This is a genomic window from Leclercia sp. G3L (assembly GCF_021117075.1).
Classification (GTDB): domain Bacteria; phylum Pseudomonadota; class Gammaproteobacteria; order Enterobacterales; family Enterobacteriaceae; genus Enterobacter; species Enterobacter adecarboxylatus_C.
The window spans coordinates 1,711,924-1,726,162 of sequence record NZ_CP088265.1; the positions used below are offsets into that span (position 1 = coordinate 1,711,924).

General features: G+C 54.0%; 20 protein-coding genes. 9 read left to right on the forward strand and 11 right to left on the reverse strand.

The window, feature by feature from the left end; translation table 11 throughout:
* Positions 1 to 10 precede the first annotated feature (10 nt).
* The 9 genes from ptsN to LRS40_RS09640 form a co-directional block, all read right to left on the reverse strand.
* Positions 11 to 502 carry a PTS IIA-like nitrogen regulatory protein PtsN gene (gene ptsN / locus LRS40_RS09600; RefSeq protein ID WP_039031625.1) on the reverse strand — a complete coding sequence of 164 codons (492 nt, stop codon included), beginning with the start codon at positions 500 to 502 and terminating at the stop codon, positions 11 to 13.
* 82 nt (positions 503 to 584) lie between these two features.
* Positions 585 to 872 (reverse strand): ribosome hibernation promoting factor, encoded by a 288-nt coding sequence (gene hpf / locus LRS40_RS09605; RefSeq protein ID WP_142487258.1) that lies wholly within the window; start codon positions 870 to 872, stop codon positions 585 to 587.
* Between the two features lie 22 nt (positions 873 to 894).
* On the reverse strand, positions 895 to 2,328 hold the full coding sequence (gene rpoN, locus LRS40_RS09610) for an RNA polymerase factor sigma-54 (RefSeq protein WP_142487257.1): 1,434 nt from the start codon (positions 2,326 to 2,328) through the stop codon (positions 895 to 897).
* A 47-nt stretch (positions 2,329 to 2,375) separates the two neighbouring features.
* Positions 2,376 to 3,101 carry an LPS export ABC transporter ATP-binding protein gene (lptB, locus tag LRS40_RS09615; RefSeq protein ID WP_142487256.1) on the reverse strand — a complete coding sequence of 242 codons (726 nt, stop codon included), beginning with the start codon at positions 3,099 to 3,101 and terminating at the stop codon, positions 2,376 to 2,378.
* A gap of 6 nt (positions 3,102 to 3,107) precedes the next feature.
* Positions 3,108 to 3,662 (reverse strand): lipopolysaccharide ABC transporter substrate-binding protein LptA, encoded by a 555-nt coding sequence (gene lptA / locus LRS40_RS09620; RefSeq protein ID WP_231313601.1) that lies wholly within the window; start codon positions 3,660 to 3,662, stop codon positions 3,108 to 3,110.
* Positions 3,631 to 4,206 (reverse strand): LPS export ABC transporter periplasmic protein LptC, encoded by a 576-nt coding sequence (gene lptC, locus LRS40_RS09625; RefSeq protein ID WP_142487254.1) that lies wholly within the window; start codon positions 4,204 to 4,206, stop codon positions 3,631 to 3,633. Before lptC ends, lptA begins: the two co-directional genes overlap by 32 nt.
* Positions 4,203 to 4,769 carry a 3-deoxy-manno-octulosonate-8-phosphatase KdsC gene (gene kdsC / locus LRS40_RS09630; protein ID WP_106994894.1) on the reverse strand — a complete coding sequence of 189 codons (567 nt, stop codon included), beginning with the start codon at positions 4,767 to 4,769 and terminating at the stop codon, positions 4,203 to 4,205. Before kdsC ends, lptC begins: the two co-directional genes overlap by 4 nt.
* Before the next feature lie 14 nt (positions 4,770 to 4,783).
* Positions 4,784 to 5,770, reverse strand: a complete 987-nt coding sequence (gene kdsD / locus LRS40_RS09635; protein WP_231313602.1) for an arabinose-5-phosphate isomerase KdsD — start codon at positions 5,768 to 5,770, stop codon at positions 4,784 to 4,786.
* 13 nt (positions 5,771 to 5,783) lie between these two features.
* Entirely contained in the window at positions 5,784 to 6,761 is a 978-nt protein-coding gene (locus LRS40_RS09640) for a calcium/sodium antiporter (RefSeq protein WP_142487252.1), read from the reverse strand.
* A gap of 230 nt (positions 6,762 to 6,991) precedes the next feature.
* On the opposite strand from LRS40_RS09640, the gene mlaF reads away from it, so the two are divergent.
* From mlaF to murA, 7 genes are all read left to right on the forward strand, one after another.
* The gene (gene mlaF, locus LRS40_RS09645) at positions 6,992 to 7,804 is read left to right on the forward strand and encodes a phospholipid ABC transporter ATP-binding protein MlaF (protein ID WP_032614468.1); all 813 of its coding nucleotides are present in this window, start codon (positions 6,992 to 6,994) and stop codon (positions 7,802 to 7,804) included.
* Positions 7,805 to 7,811: 7 nt separating this feature from the next.
* On the forward strand, positions 7,812 to 8,594 hold the full coding sequence (mlaE, locus tag LRS40_RS09650) for a lipid asymmetry maintenance ABC transporter permease subunit MlaE (protein ID WP_142487251.1): 783 nt from the start codon (positions 7,812 to 7,814) through the stop codon (positions 8,592 to 8,594).
* Between the two features lie 4 nt (positions 8,595 to 8,598).
* The gene (gene mlaD / locus LRS40_RS09655; protein ID WP_106994830.1) at positions 8,599 to 9,159 is read left to right on the forward strand and encodes an outer membrane lipid asymmetry maintenance protein MlaD; all 561 of its coding nucleotides are present in this window, start codon (positions 8,599 to 8,601) and stop codon (positions 9,157 to 9,159) included.
* Positions 9,160 to 9,162: 3 nt separating this feature from the next.
* Positions 9,163 to 9,798 (forward strand): phospholipid-binding protein MlaC, encoded by a 636-nt coding sequence (mlaC, locus tag LRS40_RS09660; protein ID WP_142487250.1) that lies wholly within the window; start codon positions 9,163 to 9,165, stop codon positions 9,796 to 9,798.
* Positions 9,798 to 10,091 carry a lipid asymmetry maintenance protein MlaB gene (gene mlaB / locus LRS40_RS09665; protein WP_142487249.1) on the forward strand — a complete coding sequence of 98 codons (294 nt, stop codon included), beginning with the start codon at positions 9,798 to 9,800 and terminating at the stop codon, positions 10,089 to 10,091. The genes mlaC and mlaB overlap by 1 nt, the downstream gene beginning before the upstream one ends.
* 125 nt (positions 10,092 to 10,216) lie before the next feature.
* On the forward strand, positions 10,217 to 10,471 hold the full coding sequence (ibaG, locus tag LRS40_RS09670) for a BolA family iron metabolism protein IbaG (RefSeq protein WP_032614457.1): 255 nt from the start codon (positions 10,217 to 10,219) through the stop codon (positions 10,469 to 10,471).
* A 51-nt stretch (positions 10,472 to 10,522) separates the two neighbouring features.
* Positions 10,523 to 11,782 carry a UDP-N-acetylglucosamine 1-carboxyvinyltransferase gene (gene murA / locus LRS40_RS09675; RefSeq protein ID WP_039031637.1) on the forward strand — a complete coding sequence of 420 codons (1,260 nt, stop codon included), beginning with the start codon at positions 10,523 to 10,525 and terminating at the stop codon, positions 11,780 to 11,782.
* 60 nt (positions 11,783 to 11,842) lie between these two features.
* On the opposite strand, the gene sfsB is transcribed toward murA, so the two are convergent.
* Both sfsB and ispB read right to left on the reverse strand, forming a co-directional pair.
* Positions 11,843 to 12,130, reverse strand: coding sequence for a DNA-binding transcriptional regulator SfsB (gene sfsB, locus LRS40_RS09680; RefSeq protein ID WP_142487248.1), 288 nt, complete (start codon positions 12,128 to 12,130; stop codon positions 11,843 to 11,845).
* A 228-nt stretch (positions 12,131 to 12,358) separates the two neighbouring features.
* Complete coding sequence (gene ispB, locus LRS40_RS09685; protein ID WP_156264722.1) at positions 12,359 to 13,330, reverse strand: octaprenyl diphosphate synthase; 972 nt, start codon at positions 13,328 to 13,330, stop codon at positions 12,359 to 12,361.
* A 256-nt stretch (positions 13,331 to 13,586) separates the two neighbouring features.
* On the opposite strand from ispB, the gene rplU reads away from it, so the two are divergent.
* Both rplU and rpmA read left to right on the forward strand, forming a co-directional pair.
* On the forward strand, positions 13,587 to 13,898 hold the full coding sequence (gene rplU, locus LRS40_RS09690) for a 50S ribosomal protein L21 (protein WP_106994824.1): 312 nt from the start codon (positions 13,587 to 13,589) through the stop codon (positions 13,896 to 13,898).
* Between the two features lie 19 nt (positions 13,899 to 13,917).
* A complete protein-coding gene (rpmA, locus tag LRS40_RS09695; RefSeq protein WP_007673187.1) occupies positions 13,918 to 14,175 on the forward strand; it encodes a 50S ribosomal protein L27 in 258 nt (85 codons plus the stop codon).
* Positions 14,176 to 14,239 lie beyond the last annotated feature (64 nt).

A 14,239-nucleotide genomic window follows, 5' to 3' on the forward strand; every position in this document is an offset into this window, starting at 1 on the left:
CATCACCCGATTACGCATCATCCTGATTGCCTTCCGTTTCCGTAATGATTTGATAGAGCTCCTCATCGCTCTGTGCCGCACGCAAACGGCGACAGATGGTTTTATCCGCCAGACGTTTGGCCACCAGCGAGAGGGTATGCAAATGTGTTTTGGTCTGATCCGCGGGTACCAGCAGGGCAAACAGCAAATCGACAGGCTGGTTATCAATGGCATCAAAGGCGATAGGTGTTTCCAGCTGAACAAACACGCCTACAGCACGCAGAGTATCCTCTTCAAGTTTGCCATGGGGAATGGCAATGCCGTTGCCGATGCCGGTACTGCCCATTTTTTCACGGGTCAGGATCGCTTCAAACACCACCTGGGGCGGCAGGCTCAGCTGCTTTGCGGCCAGTTCACTGATGATCTCCAGCGCACGTTTTTTGCTCTGGCAGTGGACGGCACTGCGGGTACATTCCTGATTAAGGACACTGCTCAGTTGTAGAGTTGAATCGTTATTCATCATAATTTCACCTAAGCGCTAACTGTACAAAGGGCCCGTTGTGTTTCACAACAGGCCAACCTGCACCCGTTAACTGCCCGGACAATTAGTGTTGTTTCAGTTTATCTTTATGTTTGTTTAGCTGTCGTGCCAGCTTGTCAATCAAGCCGTCGATAGCCGCGTACATGTCTTGCCCTTCCGCACTGGCATGGATTTCGCCCCCGTTGACGTGCAGGGTCGCATCCGAGATATGAGTCACTTTTTCCACTTTTAACACAATGTAGACCTGATTGATCCTCTCAAAATACTGCTCAAGCTTAGCGAATTTTGCATTCACAAAATCGCGCAGGGCCTCAGTGATTTCGACGTTGTGTCCAGTGATGTTGAGCTGCATAGTGTCTTCCTTATCGGTAGAGTCAGACCAGTTGTTTACGCTGGTTTGACGGCGGAATGGATAAAGACTCTCGATACTTCGCAACAGTGCGGCGTGCAACCATGATACCTTGATCGGACAGCATGGTGGTTAACTTACTGTCGCTCAGTGGTTTCGCGGGGTTTTCCGCGGCGATCAACTTTTTCACCAGCGCCCGGATGGCCGTCGACGAAGCTTCGCCGCCGCCTTCGGTGTTGACATGGCTGGAGAAAAAATACTTAAGCTCAAAAATACCGCGCGGACTGTGCAGATACTTCTGCGTCGTCACGCGGGAAATCGTCGATTCATGCATCTCGACGGCCTGGGCGATATCGGCCAGCACCATCGGCCTCATAAATTCTTCACCTTGTTCAAAGAACGCCTGCTGTTGTTCCACGATGCAGCGGCTGACGCGCAGCAGCGTATCATTGCGGCTCTCGAGGCTTTTGATCAGCCAGCGCGCTTCCTGAAGATTACTGCGGATATATTGGTTATCCGAGTCGTTGCGCGCGCTGGTGCACATCGAGGCGTACTGCTGATTTATCTGCAGACGAGGGATGCTGTCGGAATTCAACTCCACGGTCCACAGGCCGTTATGCTTGCGCACCAGTACATCGGGAATGACGTACTCGGGCTCGCTGGTCTGGATAGACTGCCCCGGACGCGGATCCAGCGACTGAATCAGATTGACCGCTTCTTTCAGGATCTCTTCCTTCAGCCGCGTCACGCGCATCAGGGAGCGGAAGTCGTGGTTAGCCAGCAGATCCAGATGCTCGCTGACGATCAGGCGAGCCTCTTCCAGCCACGGCGTCTCTTTAACAAACTGCGAAAGCTGAATCAGCAGGCAGTCACGTAAATCGCGTGCCGCGACGCCAACCGGATCAAAACGCTGAACGCGCTTCAGAACCGCTTCGATCTCTTCGAGATCGATCTCATCATCACCGATGCTTTCCAGAATGTCGTCCAGCGACACGGTCAAATAGCCGGTCTCATCGACGGCATCGACAATGGAGGTGGCGATGGCGCGATCGGTATCGGAAAAGGGCGTCAGCTCCACCTGCCACATCAGGTAATCCTGCAGCGACTGGGTAGTTTCGCCCTGATACACCGGCAATTCATCATCCTGGTAGTCTGCGCGCGTGCCGGATGGCGTGCCGGCGGTGTAGATCTCATCCCAGCTGGCATCGAGAGGAAGCTCGTCAGGCATCTCTTTTTGCTCCAGCGCATCAACGCTGTCGAGAGTTTCGTTATCCTGGGTTTGCTGAGTTTCTACCTCATCGTGAAGATCGGTTTGCTCAAGCAGGGGATTACTGTCCAGCGCCTGCTGGAGTTCCTGCTGAAGTTCCAGCGTTGACAGCTGCAACAGACGAATAGCCTGTTGTAACTGCGGCGTCATTGCCAGCTGTTGGCTGAGCCTTAATTGCAAACCTTGCTTCATGTTCAGAGCATTTTTCTCCGTTTACGCGAGACTGAACTTCTACCCTATCAGAGTCTGAAGTCTTCCCCAAGATACACGCGCTTAACATGCTCATCTTCGAGGATCTGTTGCGGTGTACCGTGGGCAATAAGATGGCCCTGGCTGACGATGTAGGCTCGCTCACAGACCGCCAGCGTCTCGCGTACGTTGTGGTCGGTGATAAGCACGCCCAGGCCACTGTCGCGCAGATGCTCAATAATACGTTTGATATCGATAACCGAAATCGGGTCAACACCCGCGAAAGGTTCATCGAGCAGGATAAATTTCGGGTTGGCCGCCAGCGCGCGGGCAATTTCCACACGGCGGCGTTCACCACCGGAGAGCGCCTGGCCCATGCTGTCGCGCAGATGTTCGATATGGAACTCTTCCATCAGTTCGTTGGCGCGATCCTGACGCTGTTCGGAGGTCAAATCGTCACGGATTTGCAGCACCGCCATCAGGTTGTCGAAGACGCTGAGACGGCGAAAAATTGAGGCTTCCTGCGGCAGGTAACCGATGCCGCGGCGCGCACGCGCGTGAAGGGGCAGCAGGCTGATGTCTTCGTCATCAATGATGATGTTGCCCGCGTCGCGCGGCACAATGCCTACCACCATATAAAAGGTGGTGGTTTTACCTGCACCGTTAGGACCCAACAGGCCGACAATTTCGCCGGAGTTGACGGTCAAACTGACATCTTCCACTACGCGACGGCCCTTGTAGGCTTTGGCGAGATTCTTTGCAGTTAATGTTGCCATAACGAATTAGTTACTCTTTTTCTGTGCCGGGGCCTGAGTGTTGTTTTTGTCCTGCAGCTGCGATGGAACCAGAACGGTCGTCACGCGTTTGCCTTTTTCACTGAAGGCCTGCATTTTTTGCTCTTTCACCAGATAGGTAATCTTGTCGCCCTTGATGTTGCTGTCGAGCTGCTCCAGGAACGCATTGCCGGTCAACACCACGAAGTCTTTCGCCAGCTCGTAGTGCATCTGGGAGGCGTGCCCTTTCACCGGCTTGCCGTTGTCCTGCATCTGGTAGAAGGTAGCCGGGTTGCCGTAGCCATCGATAATCTCTTTACCGTCTTCACCGCCAGGACGCGTCACCACCACCTTGTCGGCGTTGATTTTGATGGTGCCCTGAGTCACGACGACATTGCCGGTAAAGGTCACAACGTTACCCTGCATATCGAGCGATTGCGTATCGGATTCGATATGAATCGGCTGTTCGGTATCACCCGTCACAGCAAACGCAGGCAGGCTGACGGCCAGCAGCGCGCTGGCAATAACAAATTTAAGGCTGAGTTTGTTTGCTTGGAATTTCATAGGAGGTTCTAACCTTTTCAATCAGCTCTGCGTTCTTGCTGCGTAAGTTCCCGCGCATTCTCAGACCGCTGGAATTAAATGTTGTGCCGTATAGCGTAACCAGATCCTGCGACGTGACATCCTGCGTCACAAGGTTAATCTGTGCGTTATCGGTTGTGATTTTGCGCAGCTGTGAGTCTGCGGTCAGCGCATTCACCTCAACATGACCATACAGATAAAGCATACGGTCATTCGTCAGTTTTGCCCGGTCTGATTTAATCGACCAGGTCGGAATTTTATTGACATCAAAGGTGGTCATCACCGGTTGGGTAAACCAGGAGACGCCCTGTTCGGAAAAATACTCAACATGCTGAGCGATAAGGCGATAATTCAGCGCCCCTTCCGGACTGTAGACCACGGTATCGCTATGATCGCTTTTATATGTTGGATCGTTAGTATTGACCGTCGGCGCTTGTTCGTCGTCCCGGTCAGCGAGATTCACGCCAATCAGTACCAGTGCTACCAGCGAAAGCAGAATAATAACCCAACGTCTGGTTTTACTCATATCGATTGCCCTTTGGCCTCATCAAGCTTACCTTGCGCCAGCAGCAGCAGGTCGCAGACTTCTCTCACTGCGCCGCGGCCACCGTTAATACGGGTGACATAGTCAGCGCGCGGGATCAAAAGCGGATGCGCATCGGCAACGGCGACGCTGAGTCCCACTTCTGCCATCACTGGCCAGTCAATAAGATCGTCTCCGACATAGGCAACGTTTTCCGGGGCGATGGCAAGTTTACCAAGTAAGTCCCTGAAAGCGACCATCTTATCGGACTGCCCCTGATAGAGATGAGTAATGCCCAGCGTTTCGCAGCGATCTTCTACCAGTTTAGCCTTACGCCCGGTGATAATGGCAACTTCTATGCCAGAAGTGAGCGCACAGCGAATACCGTAGCCATCACGTACGTTGAAGGCTTTCAGCTCTTCGCCATTGTTGCCCATATAAATCAGGCCGTCAGACAGCACGCCATCGACATCCAGGATCAGCAGGCGAATGTTTTCGGCCTGCGACATCATCTGCGCACTGACCGGGCCATAACAGGTTGCAAGGGATGCACCCGCATTAATCATTGTCTTATCCTTCATTACACTACGCCTGCGCGCAGCAGATCATGCATATGTACCACACCCAGCAATTGGTCGCCATCAGCAACCATAACGGAGGTGATATTGCGGGACTGCATCAGGTTTAATACTTCAACAGCAAGCTGGCCGGGACGCACCCGAATCCCCCCTGGGGTCATCACATCGGCGATACCCAGCTTACGAACATCTACCCCCATATCGAATACGCGGCGTAGATCCCCATCGGTGAAAATCCCGTCAATTTTCATCTGCTGGTCGCAGATGACGGTCATGCCAAGATTTTTACGGGTGATCTCCAGCAGCGCATCGCGCAGGGAGGCGTCTTTACTGACGCGCGGAATTTCATCCCCGGTGTGCATGATGTCATTCACCCGCAGCAGCAATTTACGCCCCAGCGCGCCGCCCGGATGGGAGAGGGCGAAATCTTCGGCGGTAAAGCCGCGGGCTTCGAGCAGGGCGACGGCCAACGCATCCCCCATTACCAGCGCAGCGGTGGTGCTGGAAGTCGGAGCCAGCCCCAGCGGGCAGGCCTCTTTCGGCACTTTGACGCACAGATGGATATCCGCAGCGCGCGCCATGCTGCTCTCAGGACGGCTGGTGACACAGATGAGGGGAACGTGAAGTCGCTTCAGCACCGGGATCAGCGCCAGGATTTCATTTGATTCGCCGGAGTTCGATAACGCGATAACGATATCCTGCGCCGAGACCATCCCCAGGTCACCGTGCGCCGCTTCACCGGGGTGAACGAAAAAGGCGGTCGTGCCGGTACTGGCGAACGTGGCTGCCATTTTACGTCCAATGTGCCCGGATTTGCCCATTCCCATCACCACGACTTTGCCTGTGCAGTGGAAAAGTTTTTCACACGCGAGGCTAAAGTCCTGATTAATGTATTGATCTAACTGCGCCAGACCTTCACGTTCTATCTCCAGAACTTCTTTTCCTGCTTTCTGAAAGTCAAAACCCGGCTGCAATTCTATTTGCGACATAATGCGTTTCCGTTTACCCAGAGAGAAGAGGCGAGAGCCAGTACAGCATCGCCATCCATACGATAAATCCCACCGTCAGCAGCGCGCCAGCACCCTGACCAATCTGCCTTTTACGCCGCCAGCAGAGCAGAGCGAAGATGACGCTGACTAACAGCATCACCCCATAATCCCGGCTGAACGCCAGCGGATTAAACGCGCCAGGGGCAATCAGGGCCGGCAGGCCCAGCACGATGGCAATATTGAAAATATTGGAACCGATAATATTACCAATCGCCATGTCGTCTTCGCCTTTACGCGCGCCGGCAATCGCCGTGGCAAGCTCAGGCAGGCTGGTGCCAATGGCAATCACCGTCAGGCCGATGGTCAATTCGCTCATGGCGAAGTAGTTGGCCAGCACCGTAGCGTTATCAACGATCATCTGTGTCGCCATCGGCATGATGATTAACGCTACACCCAGCCAGAGCAGTGCGACGGGTAAATTCCCCTCACGCGGCAGCTCGGCAACCTGCTCGCGGGTCAGGGAGTCATTGCCCTGCTTCTCCGCCGCCCGGGCCAGCTTAACAATGTAAAACAGCCAGATGACCGCCAGTGCCAGCAGGAAAATGCCATCGCTAAGGGTTAACTGTCCGTCATATAACACGTAACCAGCGAGCAGACTGACAATTAACATTAGCGGCAATTCACGCCGCAGAACATCAGAATGCACGCGAAATGGATGCAGCAGCGCAGCAAGCCCCAGGATGAGTAAAATATTGACGATATTGGAGCCAATGGCCGTTCCCACGGCGAGATCAACTTGATCGTGCAGCGAGGCGGCGACAGAGACGATGATCTCCGGCAAGGAGGTGCCAACGCTGACCACCGTCATCCCAATAATTAGGGGGGGTATGCCCAATAAACGACACAGAATTGATGCGGAGAACACCAGACGGTCGGCACTGTAGACCACCAAAAGTAAACCAATTATTAACAGTGCCGTTGCAAGAAGCATCAAAAGTCCTTTCTTCAGGTATACTCGCCGGTCCACTGAGAAAAAAATCTCTGCCGCTGCATACTGTCTGTAGACGTAACGTATTCCTAATTTTGACTTTATGCGTTGTAAAAGTAAAACAAATGCCAGCTTTCGCTTACCTGCAGAGGTAATATTCTGTAAAAATGTTGGGTTTGCGGCGAAATCAGGCATCAAGCCGATCCTGAACCGGCAATAGAAAGGAAATGTACATGAGCCTGAATGGGGCGAATATAGTCGATGTCCGCGGCGTCAGCTTCACGCGCAGCAGCCGGGTCATTTTTGACAACATCTCTCTCACCGTGCCTCGCGGTAAAATCACCGCCATTATGGGGCCCTCCGGCATTGGTAAAACGACATTACTGCGCCTGATTGGCGGGCAGATCCCCCCGAGCCAGGGCGAGATCCTCTTTGATGGCGAAAATATTCCGGCCATGTCCCGCTCGCGCCTCTACACCGTGCGTAAACGCATGAGCATGCTTTTTCAGTCCGGGGCGCTTTTTACTGACATGAATGTCTTCGATAATGTCGCCTATCCGCTGCGTGAGCATACTCACCTGCCGCCGGAACTGTTGAAAAGCACCGTGATGATGAAACTCGAGGCCGTCGGCCTGCGTGGTGCCGCTAAACTGATGCCTTCCGAACTCTCTGGCGGCATGGCCCGTCGTGCGGCCCTGGCGCGCGCGATCGCGCTGGAACCCGATCTGATCATGTTCGATGAGCCGTTCGTCGGCCAGGATCCCATCACCATGGGCGTGCTGGTCAAACTGATCTCTGAACTGAACAGCGCGCTGGGCGTGACCTGTATTGTGGTCACCCACGACGTACCAGAAGTGCTGAGCATTGCCGATTACGCCTATATCGTGGCGGATAAGAAAATTGTGGCGCACGGTAGCGCGCAATCATTACAGAGCAACAGCGATGCGCGTGTCCGTCAGTTCCTCGACGGCATTGCAGATGGCCCCGTGCCGTTCCGTTATCCGGCGGGCGATTATCATAAAGATTTATTGGGAATAGGGAGTTAAGCCACTCATGCTGTTAAATGCGTTGGCCGCTCTCGGACACCGTGGCATAAAAACCATCAGGACGTTCGGGCGTGCCGGGTTGATGTTATTCAATGCGCTGGTCGGGAAACCGGAGTTCCGCAAACATGCCCCTCTGCTGGTACGCCAGCTGTATAATGTCGGCGTGCTGTCGATGCTCATTATCATCGTTTCCGGCGTCTTCATCGGGATGGTGCTGGGGCTGCAGGGGTATCTGGTTCTCACCACCTACAGTGCGGAAACCAGTCTCGGAATGCTGGTGGCGCTCTCCCTGTTGCGTGAACTGGGTCCGGTGGTCGCGGCGCTGTTATTCGCCGGGCGTGCCGGTTCGGCGCTGACGGCGGAAATCGGCCTGATGCGCGCCACCGAGCAGCTCTCCAGTATGGAGATGATGGCCGTGGATCCGCTGCGTCGGGTGATCGCGCCGCGCTTCTGGGCGGGCATGATCTCGTTGCCGTTGCTGACTATTCTCTTTGTTGCGGTCGGGATCTGGGGCGGATCGATGGTTGGCGTGCAGTGGAAAGGGATCGATGCCGGCTTCTTCTGGTCTGCGATGCAAGGTGCGGTTGACTGGCGTCTGGATCTGGTTAACTGCCTGATTAAAAGCGCGGTATTTGCCGTGACGATCGCCTGGATTGCACTGTTCAATGGCTACGATGCAATCCCGACGTCTGCCGGTATCAGCCGGGCAACCACCCGCACCGTTGTTCATTCGTCGCTGGCCATACTGGCTCTGGATTTTGTGCTCACCGCACTGATGTTTGGGAAATGAGTTCATGCAAACGAAAAAAGTAGAAATTTGGGTAGGCGTATTTGTTTTGCTGGCACTGCTGGCCGCACTGTTTTTAAGCTTCAAAGTGGCGGATGTTACGACGATCCGCACCGAGCCCACATATCGCATCTATGCCACCTTCGATAATATCGGCGGCCTGAAAAGCCGTTCTCCGGTGCGCATTGGCGGGGTAGTGGTAGGGCGTGTGGCCGATATCACCCTCGACGAGAAAACCTATCTGCCGCGCGTCGCGCTGGATATTGAAGAGCGCTACAACCACATCCCGGATACCAGCTCCCTGTCTATCCGTACCTCCGGCCTGTTAGGTGAACAATACCTGGCGCTGAACATCGGTTTTGAAGATCCCGAACTGGGAACGACTATCCTTAAGGACGGTGGCGTAATTCAGGATACGAAGTCAGCCATGGTGCTGGAAGATATGATTGGTCAGTTCCTTTACAACAGCAACAGTAAAGGGGGTGACGAGAATCAAGCTGCTCAGACACCTGCGCAGAGTGACATTACGCCGCCTGTTGGCACGACGAATTCATCTCAGGAGAAGTAATTCATGATTAAACGACTGTTAATGGTTGCCATGCTGATGATTGCCCCTTTGACTGCTGCTAACGCAGCCGACCAGAGCAATCCTTATCAACAGATGAATGAGGCGGCTAAGAAAACCTTCGATCGCCTTAAGAATGAGCAGCCGAAAATTCGTTCCAATCCCGACTACCTGCGCGATGTGGTCGATCAGGAGCTGCTGCCGTATGTTCAGGTAAAATATGCCGGGGCTCTGGTGTTGGGTCGTTACTACAAAGACGCCACGCCAGCGCAGCGCGATGCTTATTTTGCTGCGTTCCGTGAGTACCTGAAGCAGGCCTACGGCCAGGCGCTGGCCATGTACCACGGCCAGACGTATCAGATTGCGCCGGAACAGCCGCTGGGCTCTGCCACCATCGTTCCTATCCGCGTGACTATCGTCGATCCAAACGGTCGTCCGCCAGTGCGTCTGGATTTCCAGTGGCGTAAGAACAGCCAGAACGGTAACTGGCAGGCTTACGACATGATTGCCGAAGGCGTCAGCATGATCACCACCAAGCAGAACGAATGGAGCGACCTGCTGCGTACCAAGGGCATTGATGGTCTGACTGCTCAGCTGAACAGCATCTCGCGTCAGAAAATTACCCTGGATGAGAAAAAATAATGACGTCGCAGCTCAGCTGGACCCGAGAGGGTGAGACGTTGTTACTCACTGGCGAGCTGGATCAGGATTATCTGAATCCTCTGTGGGATGCGCGCCATGAAGCCATGCAGGGCGTCTCCTGTATTGACCTTGGCGGCATTTCCCGCGTGGATACGGCGGGCGTCGCGCTGCTGGTTCATCTGGTGGCGGCAGGCAAAGGGCAGGGCAAGCAGGTAGCGCTTGCGGGCGTCAGTGATAACGTCATCACCCTGGCTCAGCTCTATAATCTGCCGGAAGACGTATTGCCCCGCTAATTTTTTCAGTACGTTACTATCAAAAGCCCCGACTGTTTCATCGTCGGGGCTTTTTGCTTGTTTAAGACCGCGCCACTTTGCTCTAAGATGTTGGGCTTGTTTTCACACCAGATGATAGAGATCCCATGGAAAATCATGAAATCCAGACCGTGCTGATGAATGCACTTGCCCTCCAGGAAGCCCACGTCTCCGGCGACGGCAGCCACTTTCAGGTTATTGCTGTGGGAGAGATCTTTGACGGCATGAGCCGCGTGAAAAAGCAGCAGGCTGTATACGCGCCGCTGATGGAATATATCGCGGATAACCGTATTCATGCCCTGTCGATCAAGGCGTTCACCCCGACTGAGTGGGCACGCGATCGCAAACTAAACGGTTTTTGAGCTGAGGGTGATTTGCCCGCAGCACGGTTGAATTCATACAGAGAGTAAATCATGGACAAATTTCGTGTTCAGGGGCCTACGCGTCTCCAGGGCGAAGTCACAATTTCCGGCGCCAAAAACGCCGCGCTGCCGATCCTCTTCGCCGCACTGCTTGCGGAAGAGCCGGTAGAGATTCAGAACGTCCCGAAACTGAAAGACATTGATACCACCATGAAGCTGCTCGGCCAGCTGGGTACTAAGGTGGAGCGTAACGGATCCGTGTGGATCGACGCCAGCAACGTGAATAACTTCTCCGCGCCGTACGACCTGGTGAAAACCATGCGCGCCTCTATCTGGGCGCTGGGTCCGCTGGTGGCCCGTTTTGGTCAGGGTCAGGTCTCTCTGCCTGGCGGCTGCGCTATTGGCGCGCGTCCGGTCGATCTGCATATTTTCGGCCTCGAGAAGCTGGGTGCTGAAATCAAGCTGGAAGAGGGCTACGTCAAAGCCTCCGTCAATGGCCGCCTCAAGGGCGCGCATATCGTGATGGATAAGGTGAGCGTTGGCGCGACCGTCACTATCATGTCTGCGGCTACGCTGGCAGAAGGCACCACCATCATCGAGAACGCCGCGCGCGAACCGGAGATTGTGGACACCGCCAACTTCCTGAACACCCTGGGGGCGAAGATCACCGGTCAGGGTACCGACCGTATCACCATCGAAGGCGTTGCACGTCTGGGTGGCGGTGTGTATCGCGTTCTGCCTGACCGTATCGAAACCGGGACCTTCCTGGTCGCAGCGGCCATCTCCGGTGGGAAGATCGTCTGCCGTAATGCCCAGCCTGATACCCTGGATGCGGTATTGGCTAAACTGCGTGAGGCGGGTGCCGACGTCGAAACCGGTGAAGACTGGATCAGCCTGGATATGCACGGTAAGCGCCCTAAAGCCGTCAACGTGCGGACTTCCCCGCATCCGGCCTTCCCGACCGATATGCAGGCGCAGTTCACGCTGCTGAACCTGGTGGCCGAGGGTACAGGTGTGATCACCGAAACGATCTTTGAAAACCGCTTTATGCACGTACCGGAGCTGATCCGTATGGGCGCGCATGCTGAGATCGAAAGCAACACCGTGATTTGTCATGGCGTGGAAAAACTGTCCGGTGCGCAGGTGATGGCGACGGATCTGCGTGCATCTGCGAGCCTGGTGCTGGCGGGCTGTATTGCTGAAGGTACCACGCTGGTGGACCGTATTTATCACATCGATCGCGGCTATGAACGCATCGAAGATAAACTGCGTGCACTGGGTGCAAATATTGAGCGTGTGAAAGGCGAGTAATCGTTAAGGCAGCCCCCTGCCATCTCGACCGGGGGGTTGCTATTCCCGTTTAAAGGAGCGTCATTGTTGGCGCTCTTTTTCTTGTCTTCTCTGGCGCATCATGCGCGTTCTATCGACAAACTCATGGGTTATCGGGTCATGGTAACGTGATGGCCAAATTACCCAGGGATCGGTACCTAACGCCGTGGCAATGATCAGTTCTCCCTTCGGCCAGGGGCGCGTCAGCGCATTTGCCAGAGTAGATGAACTGAGACCATTACGGCGGGATTCTGCAGCCAGTGATGTTCCCTTCTTGCGCAGCGCGGCAATAATATCGGCCGAGTGCCAGTCGATAAATTTCTTATCCATACAGTAGTCCCTCTGTTCTGGTACGTTCACGTCATTTCAATTAAATGACGTATTTACTATACCTTCTTCGAACAGCGGTTCTAAAAAGTTCGCATTACTGGAAGCAATATTCAGATTTTGCCAGGGCTTTAATCATGCGGCCTGTAAGCGGATTCTTTAACAACGTTATGGCTATTATTTGGAACTTACAGGAACTCTATTTTCATGTAAAAGAGAGTTCCCTTGTCCTTATCGATCGCGCTGAACAGCGATATGCGCGAGACCGATCAGAGCATCTCGCCATGGGCTGTCTGGGATAACCTGAAGTGCGGTGATGGCTTTATCGGCCTCTTCCTCGGCACGCTGACGGGTCCATTCCAGAGAACCACAGGTCGCCATTGCTTCCAGTACGGGTTCCAGAAGGTGTCGGCCGTTTCCTTGCTCAATGGCTTCACGGATCAGGTTTGCCTGCTCGGGAGTGCCGTTACGCATGGCATGCAGCAGCGGTAGCGTCGGTTTGCCCTCGTTGAGGTCGTCACCGACGTTTTTGCCCAGGGTTTCGCCATCGGCGCTGTAATCGAGCAGATCGTCGATCAGCTGGAAGGCGGTGCCAAGGTAGCGTCCGTAGTCCTGCAGGCCACGTTCCTGTTCCTCAGTACAGCCAGCAAGGATACCAGAGCACTGTGCGGCAGCCTCAAACAGACGCGCGGTTTTGCTGTAGATCACCCGCATGTAGTTCTCTTCGGTGATGTCCGGGTCGTTGACGTTCATGAGCTGCAGAACTTCGCCTTCCGCGATCACGTTCACCGCTTTGGACATCACTTCCAGGACCTTCAGCGAACCGAGGCTGGTCATCATCTGGAAGGCGCGGGTATAGATAAAATCACCTACCAGTACGCTGGCAGCATTGCCAAACGCCGCGTTGGCGGTGGCTTTGCCACGACGCATATCGGACTCATCGACAACGTCATCATGCAGCAGCGTGGCGGTATGAATAAATTCGATCAGCGCCGCGATCGTGACGTGCGCATTCCCCTGATAACCTACCGCGCGAGCGGCGAGTACCGCGATCATCGGACGGATGCGTTTACCCCCGCCGCTGACGATGTAGTAACCCAACTGATTGATTAGGGAAACGTCAGAATCGAGCTGTTCCAGGATCGCTGCATTTACACCCGCCATATCTTGCGCGGTTAACTCATTGATTTTTTCTAAATTCATCGCAAAAGCCGGGCTTGTAGTCCTGTTTTCCACATTTCAAATGGGCTAACGTAGGGTTCGGTTTATCAATAGTAGCGCTGATTGTACTGAAAAAACGCCTCAGATAAACGTTACCGTACGTGTTGTGTTTTTTTTCTTCATGTATTGACGGTAGCACTTGTCAAAGGCTCGCGTTTTGCGTAATATTCGCGCCCTATTGTGAATATTTATAGCGCACTCTGAATCACACGAGGATGTGCGCGGAAGCGGAGTTTATATGTACGCGGTTTTCCAAAGTGGTGGTAAACAACACCGAGTAAGCGAAGGTCAGACCGTTCGCCTGGAAAAGCTGGACATCGCAACTGGCGAAGCTGTTGAGTTCGCTGAAGTTCTGATGATCGCAAACGGTGAAGAAGTCAAAATCGGCGTTCCTTTCGTTGATGGCGGCGTTATCAAAGCTGAAGTTGTTGCTCATGGTCGTGGCGAGAAAATTAAGATCGTTAAGTTTCGTCGTCGTAAACACTACCGTAAGCAGCAGGGCCACCGTCAGTGGTTCACTGATGTGAAAATTACTGGCATCAGCGCCTAAGACCTGAGGAGAGATTTAAATGGCACATAAAAAGGCTGGCGGCTCCACACGTAACGGTCGCGATTCAGAAGCTAAACGCCTTGGCGTTAAGCGTTTCGGTGGCGAAACCGTTCTGGCGGGTAGCATCATCGTTCGTCAGCGTGGCACCAAATTCCACGCTGGTAACAACGTAGGTTGCGGTCGTGACCACACTCTGTTTGCTAAAGCAGACGGTAAAGTGAAATTTGAAGTTAAAGGCCCGAACAACCGTAAATACATCAGCATTGTTGCTGAGTAAGGTTTTCTCGGTCCGGTAACGGATTAAAGCCCCGCAACGTGTTGCGGGGCTTTTTACATTGGAA

Coding starts and splice junctions, on each gene's coding strand:
- ptsN (WP_039031625.1), bottom strand. CDS start 502: ATGATGAATAACGATTCAACTCTACAACTGAGCAGTGTCCTTAATCAG.
- ispB (WP_156264722.1), bottom strand. CDS start 13,330: ATGAATTTAGAAAAAATCAATGAGTTAACCGCGCAAGATATGGCGGGT.
- hpf (WP_142487258.1), bottom strand. CDS start 872: ATGCAGCTCAACATCACTGGACACAACGTCGAAATCACTGAGGCCCTG.
- ibaG (WP_032614457.1), top strand. CDS start 10,217: ATGGAAAATCATGAAATCCAGACCGTGCTGATGAATGCACTTGCCCTC.
- mlaC (WP_142487250.1), top strand. CDS start 9,163: ATGATTAAACGACTGTTAATGGTTGCCATGCTGATGATTGCCCCTTTG.
- mlaE (WP_142487251.1), top strand. CDS start 7,812: ATGCTGTTAAATGCGTTGGCCGCTCTCGGACACCGTGGCATAAAAACC.
- mlaD (WP_106994830.1), top strand. CDS start 8,599: ATGCAAACGAAAAAAGTAGAAATTTGGGTAGGCGTATTTGTTTTGCTG.
- kdsD (WP_231313602.1), bottom strand. CDS start 5,770: ATGTCGCAAATAGAATTGCAGCCGGGTTTTGACTTTCAGAAAGCAGGA.
- rpoN (WP_142487257.1), bottom strand. CDS start 2,328: ATGAAGCAAGGTTTGCAATTAAGGCTCAGCCAACAGCTGGCAATGACG.
- sfsB (WP_142487248.1), bottom strand. CDS start 12,130: ATGGATAAGAAATTTATCGACTGGCACTCGGCCGATATTATTGCCGCG.
- mlaF (WP_032614468.1), top strand. CDS start 6,992: ATGAGCCTGAATGGGGCGAATATAGTCGATGTCCGCGGCGTCAGCTTC.
- mlaB (WP_142487249.1), top strand. CDS start 9,798: ATGACGTCGCAGCTCAGCTGGACCCGAGAGGGTGAGACGTTGTTACTC.
- lptB (WP_142487256.1), bottom strand. CDS start 3,101: ATGGCAACATTAACTGCAAAGAATCTCGCCAAAGCCTACAAGGGCCGT.
- lptA (WP_231313601.1), bottom strand. CDS start 3,662: ATGAAATTCCAAGCAAACAAACTCAGCCTTAAATTTGTTATTGCCAGC.
- rpmA (WP_007673187.1), top strand. CDS start 13,918: ATGGCACATAAAAAGGCTGGCGGCTCCACACGTAACGGTCGCGATTCA.
- kdsC (WP_106994894.1), bottom strand. CDS start 4,769: ATGATTAATGCGGGTGCATCCCTTGCAACCTGTTATGGCCCGGTCAGT.
- lptC (WP_142487254.1), bottom strand. CDS start 4,206: ATGAGTAAAACCAGACGTTGGGTTATTATTCTGCTTTCGCTGGTAGCA.
- rplU (WP_106994824.1), top strand. CDS start 13,587: ATGTACGCGGTTTTCCAAAGTGGTGGTAAACAACACCGAGTAAGCGAA.
- murA (WP_039031637.1), top strand. CDS start 10,523: ATGGACAAATTTCGTGTTCAGGGGCCTACGCGTCTCCAGGGCGAAGTC.
- LRS40_RS09640 (WP_142487252.1), bottom strand. CDS start 6,761: ATGCTTCTTGCAACGGCACTGTTAATAATTGGTTTACTTTTGGTGGTC.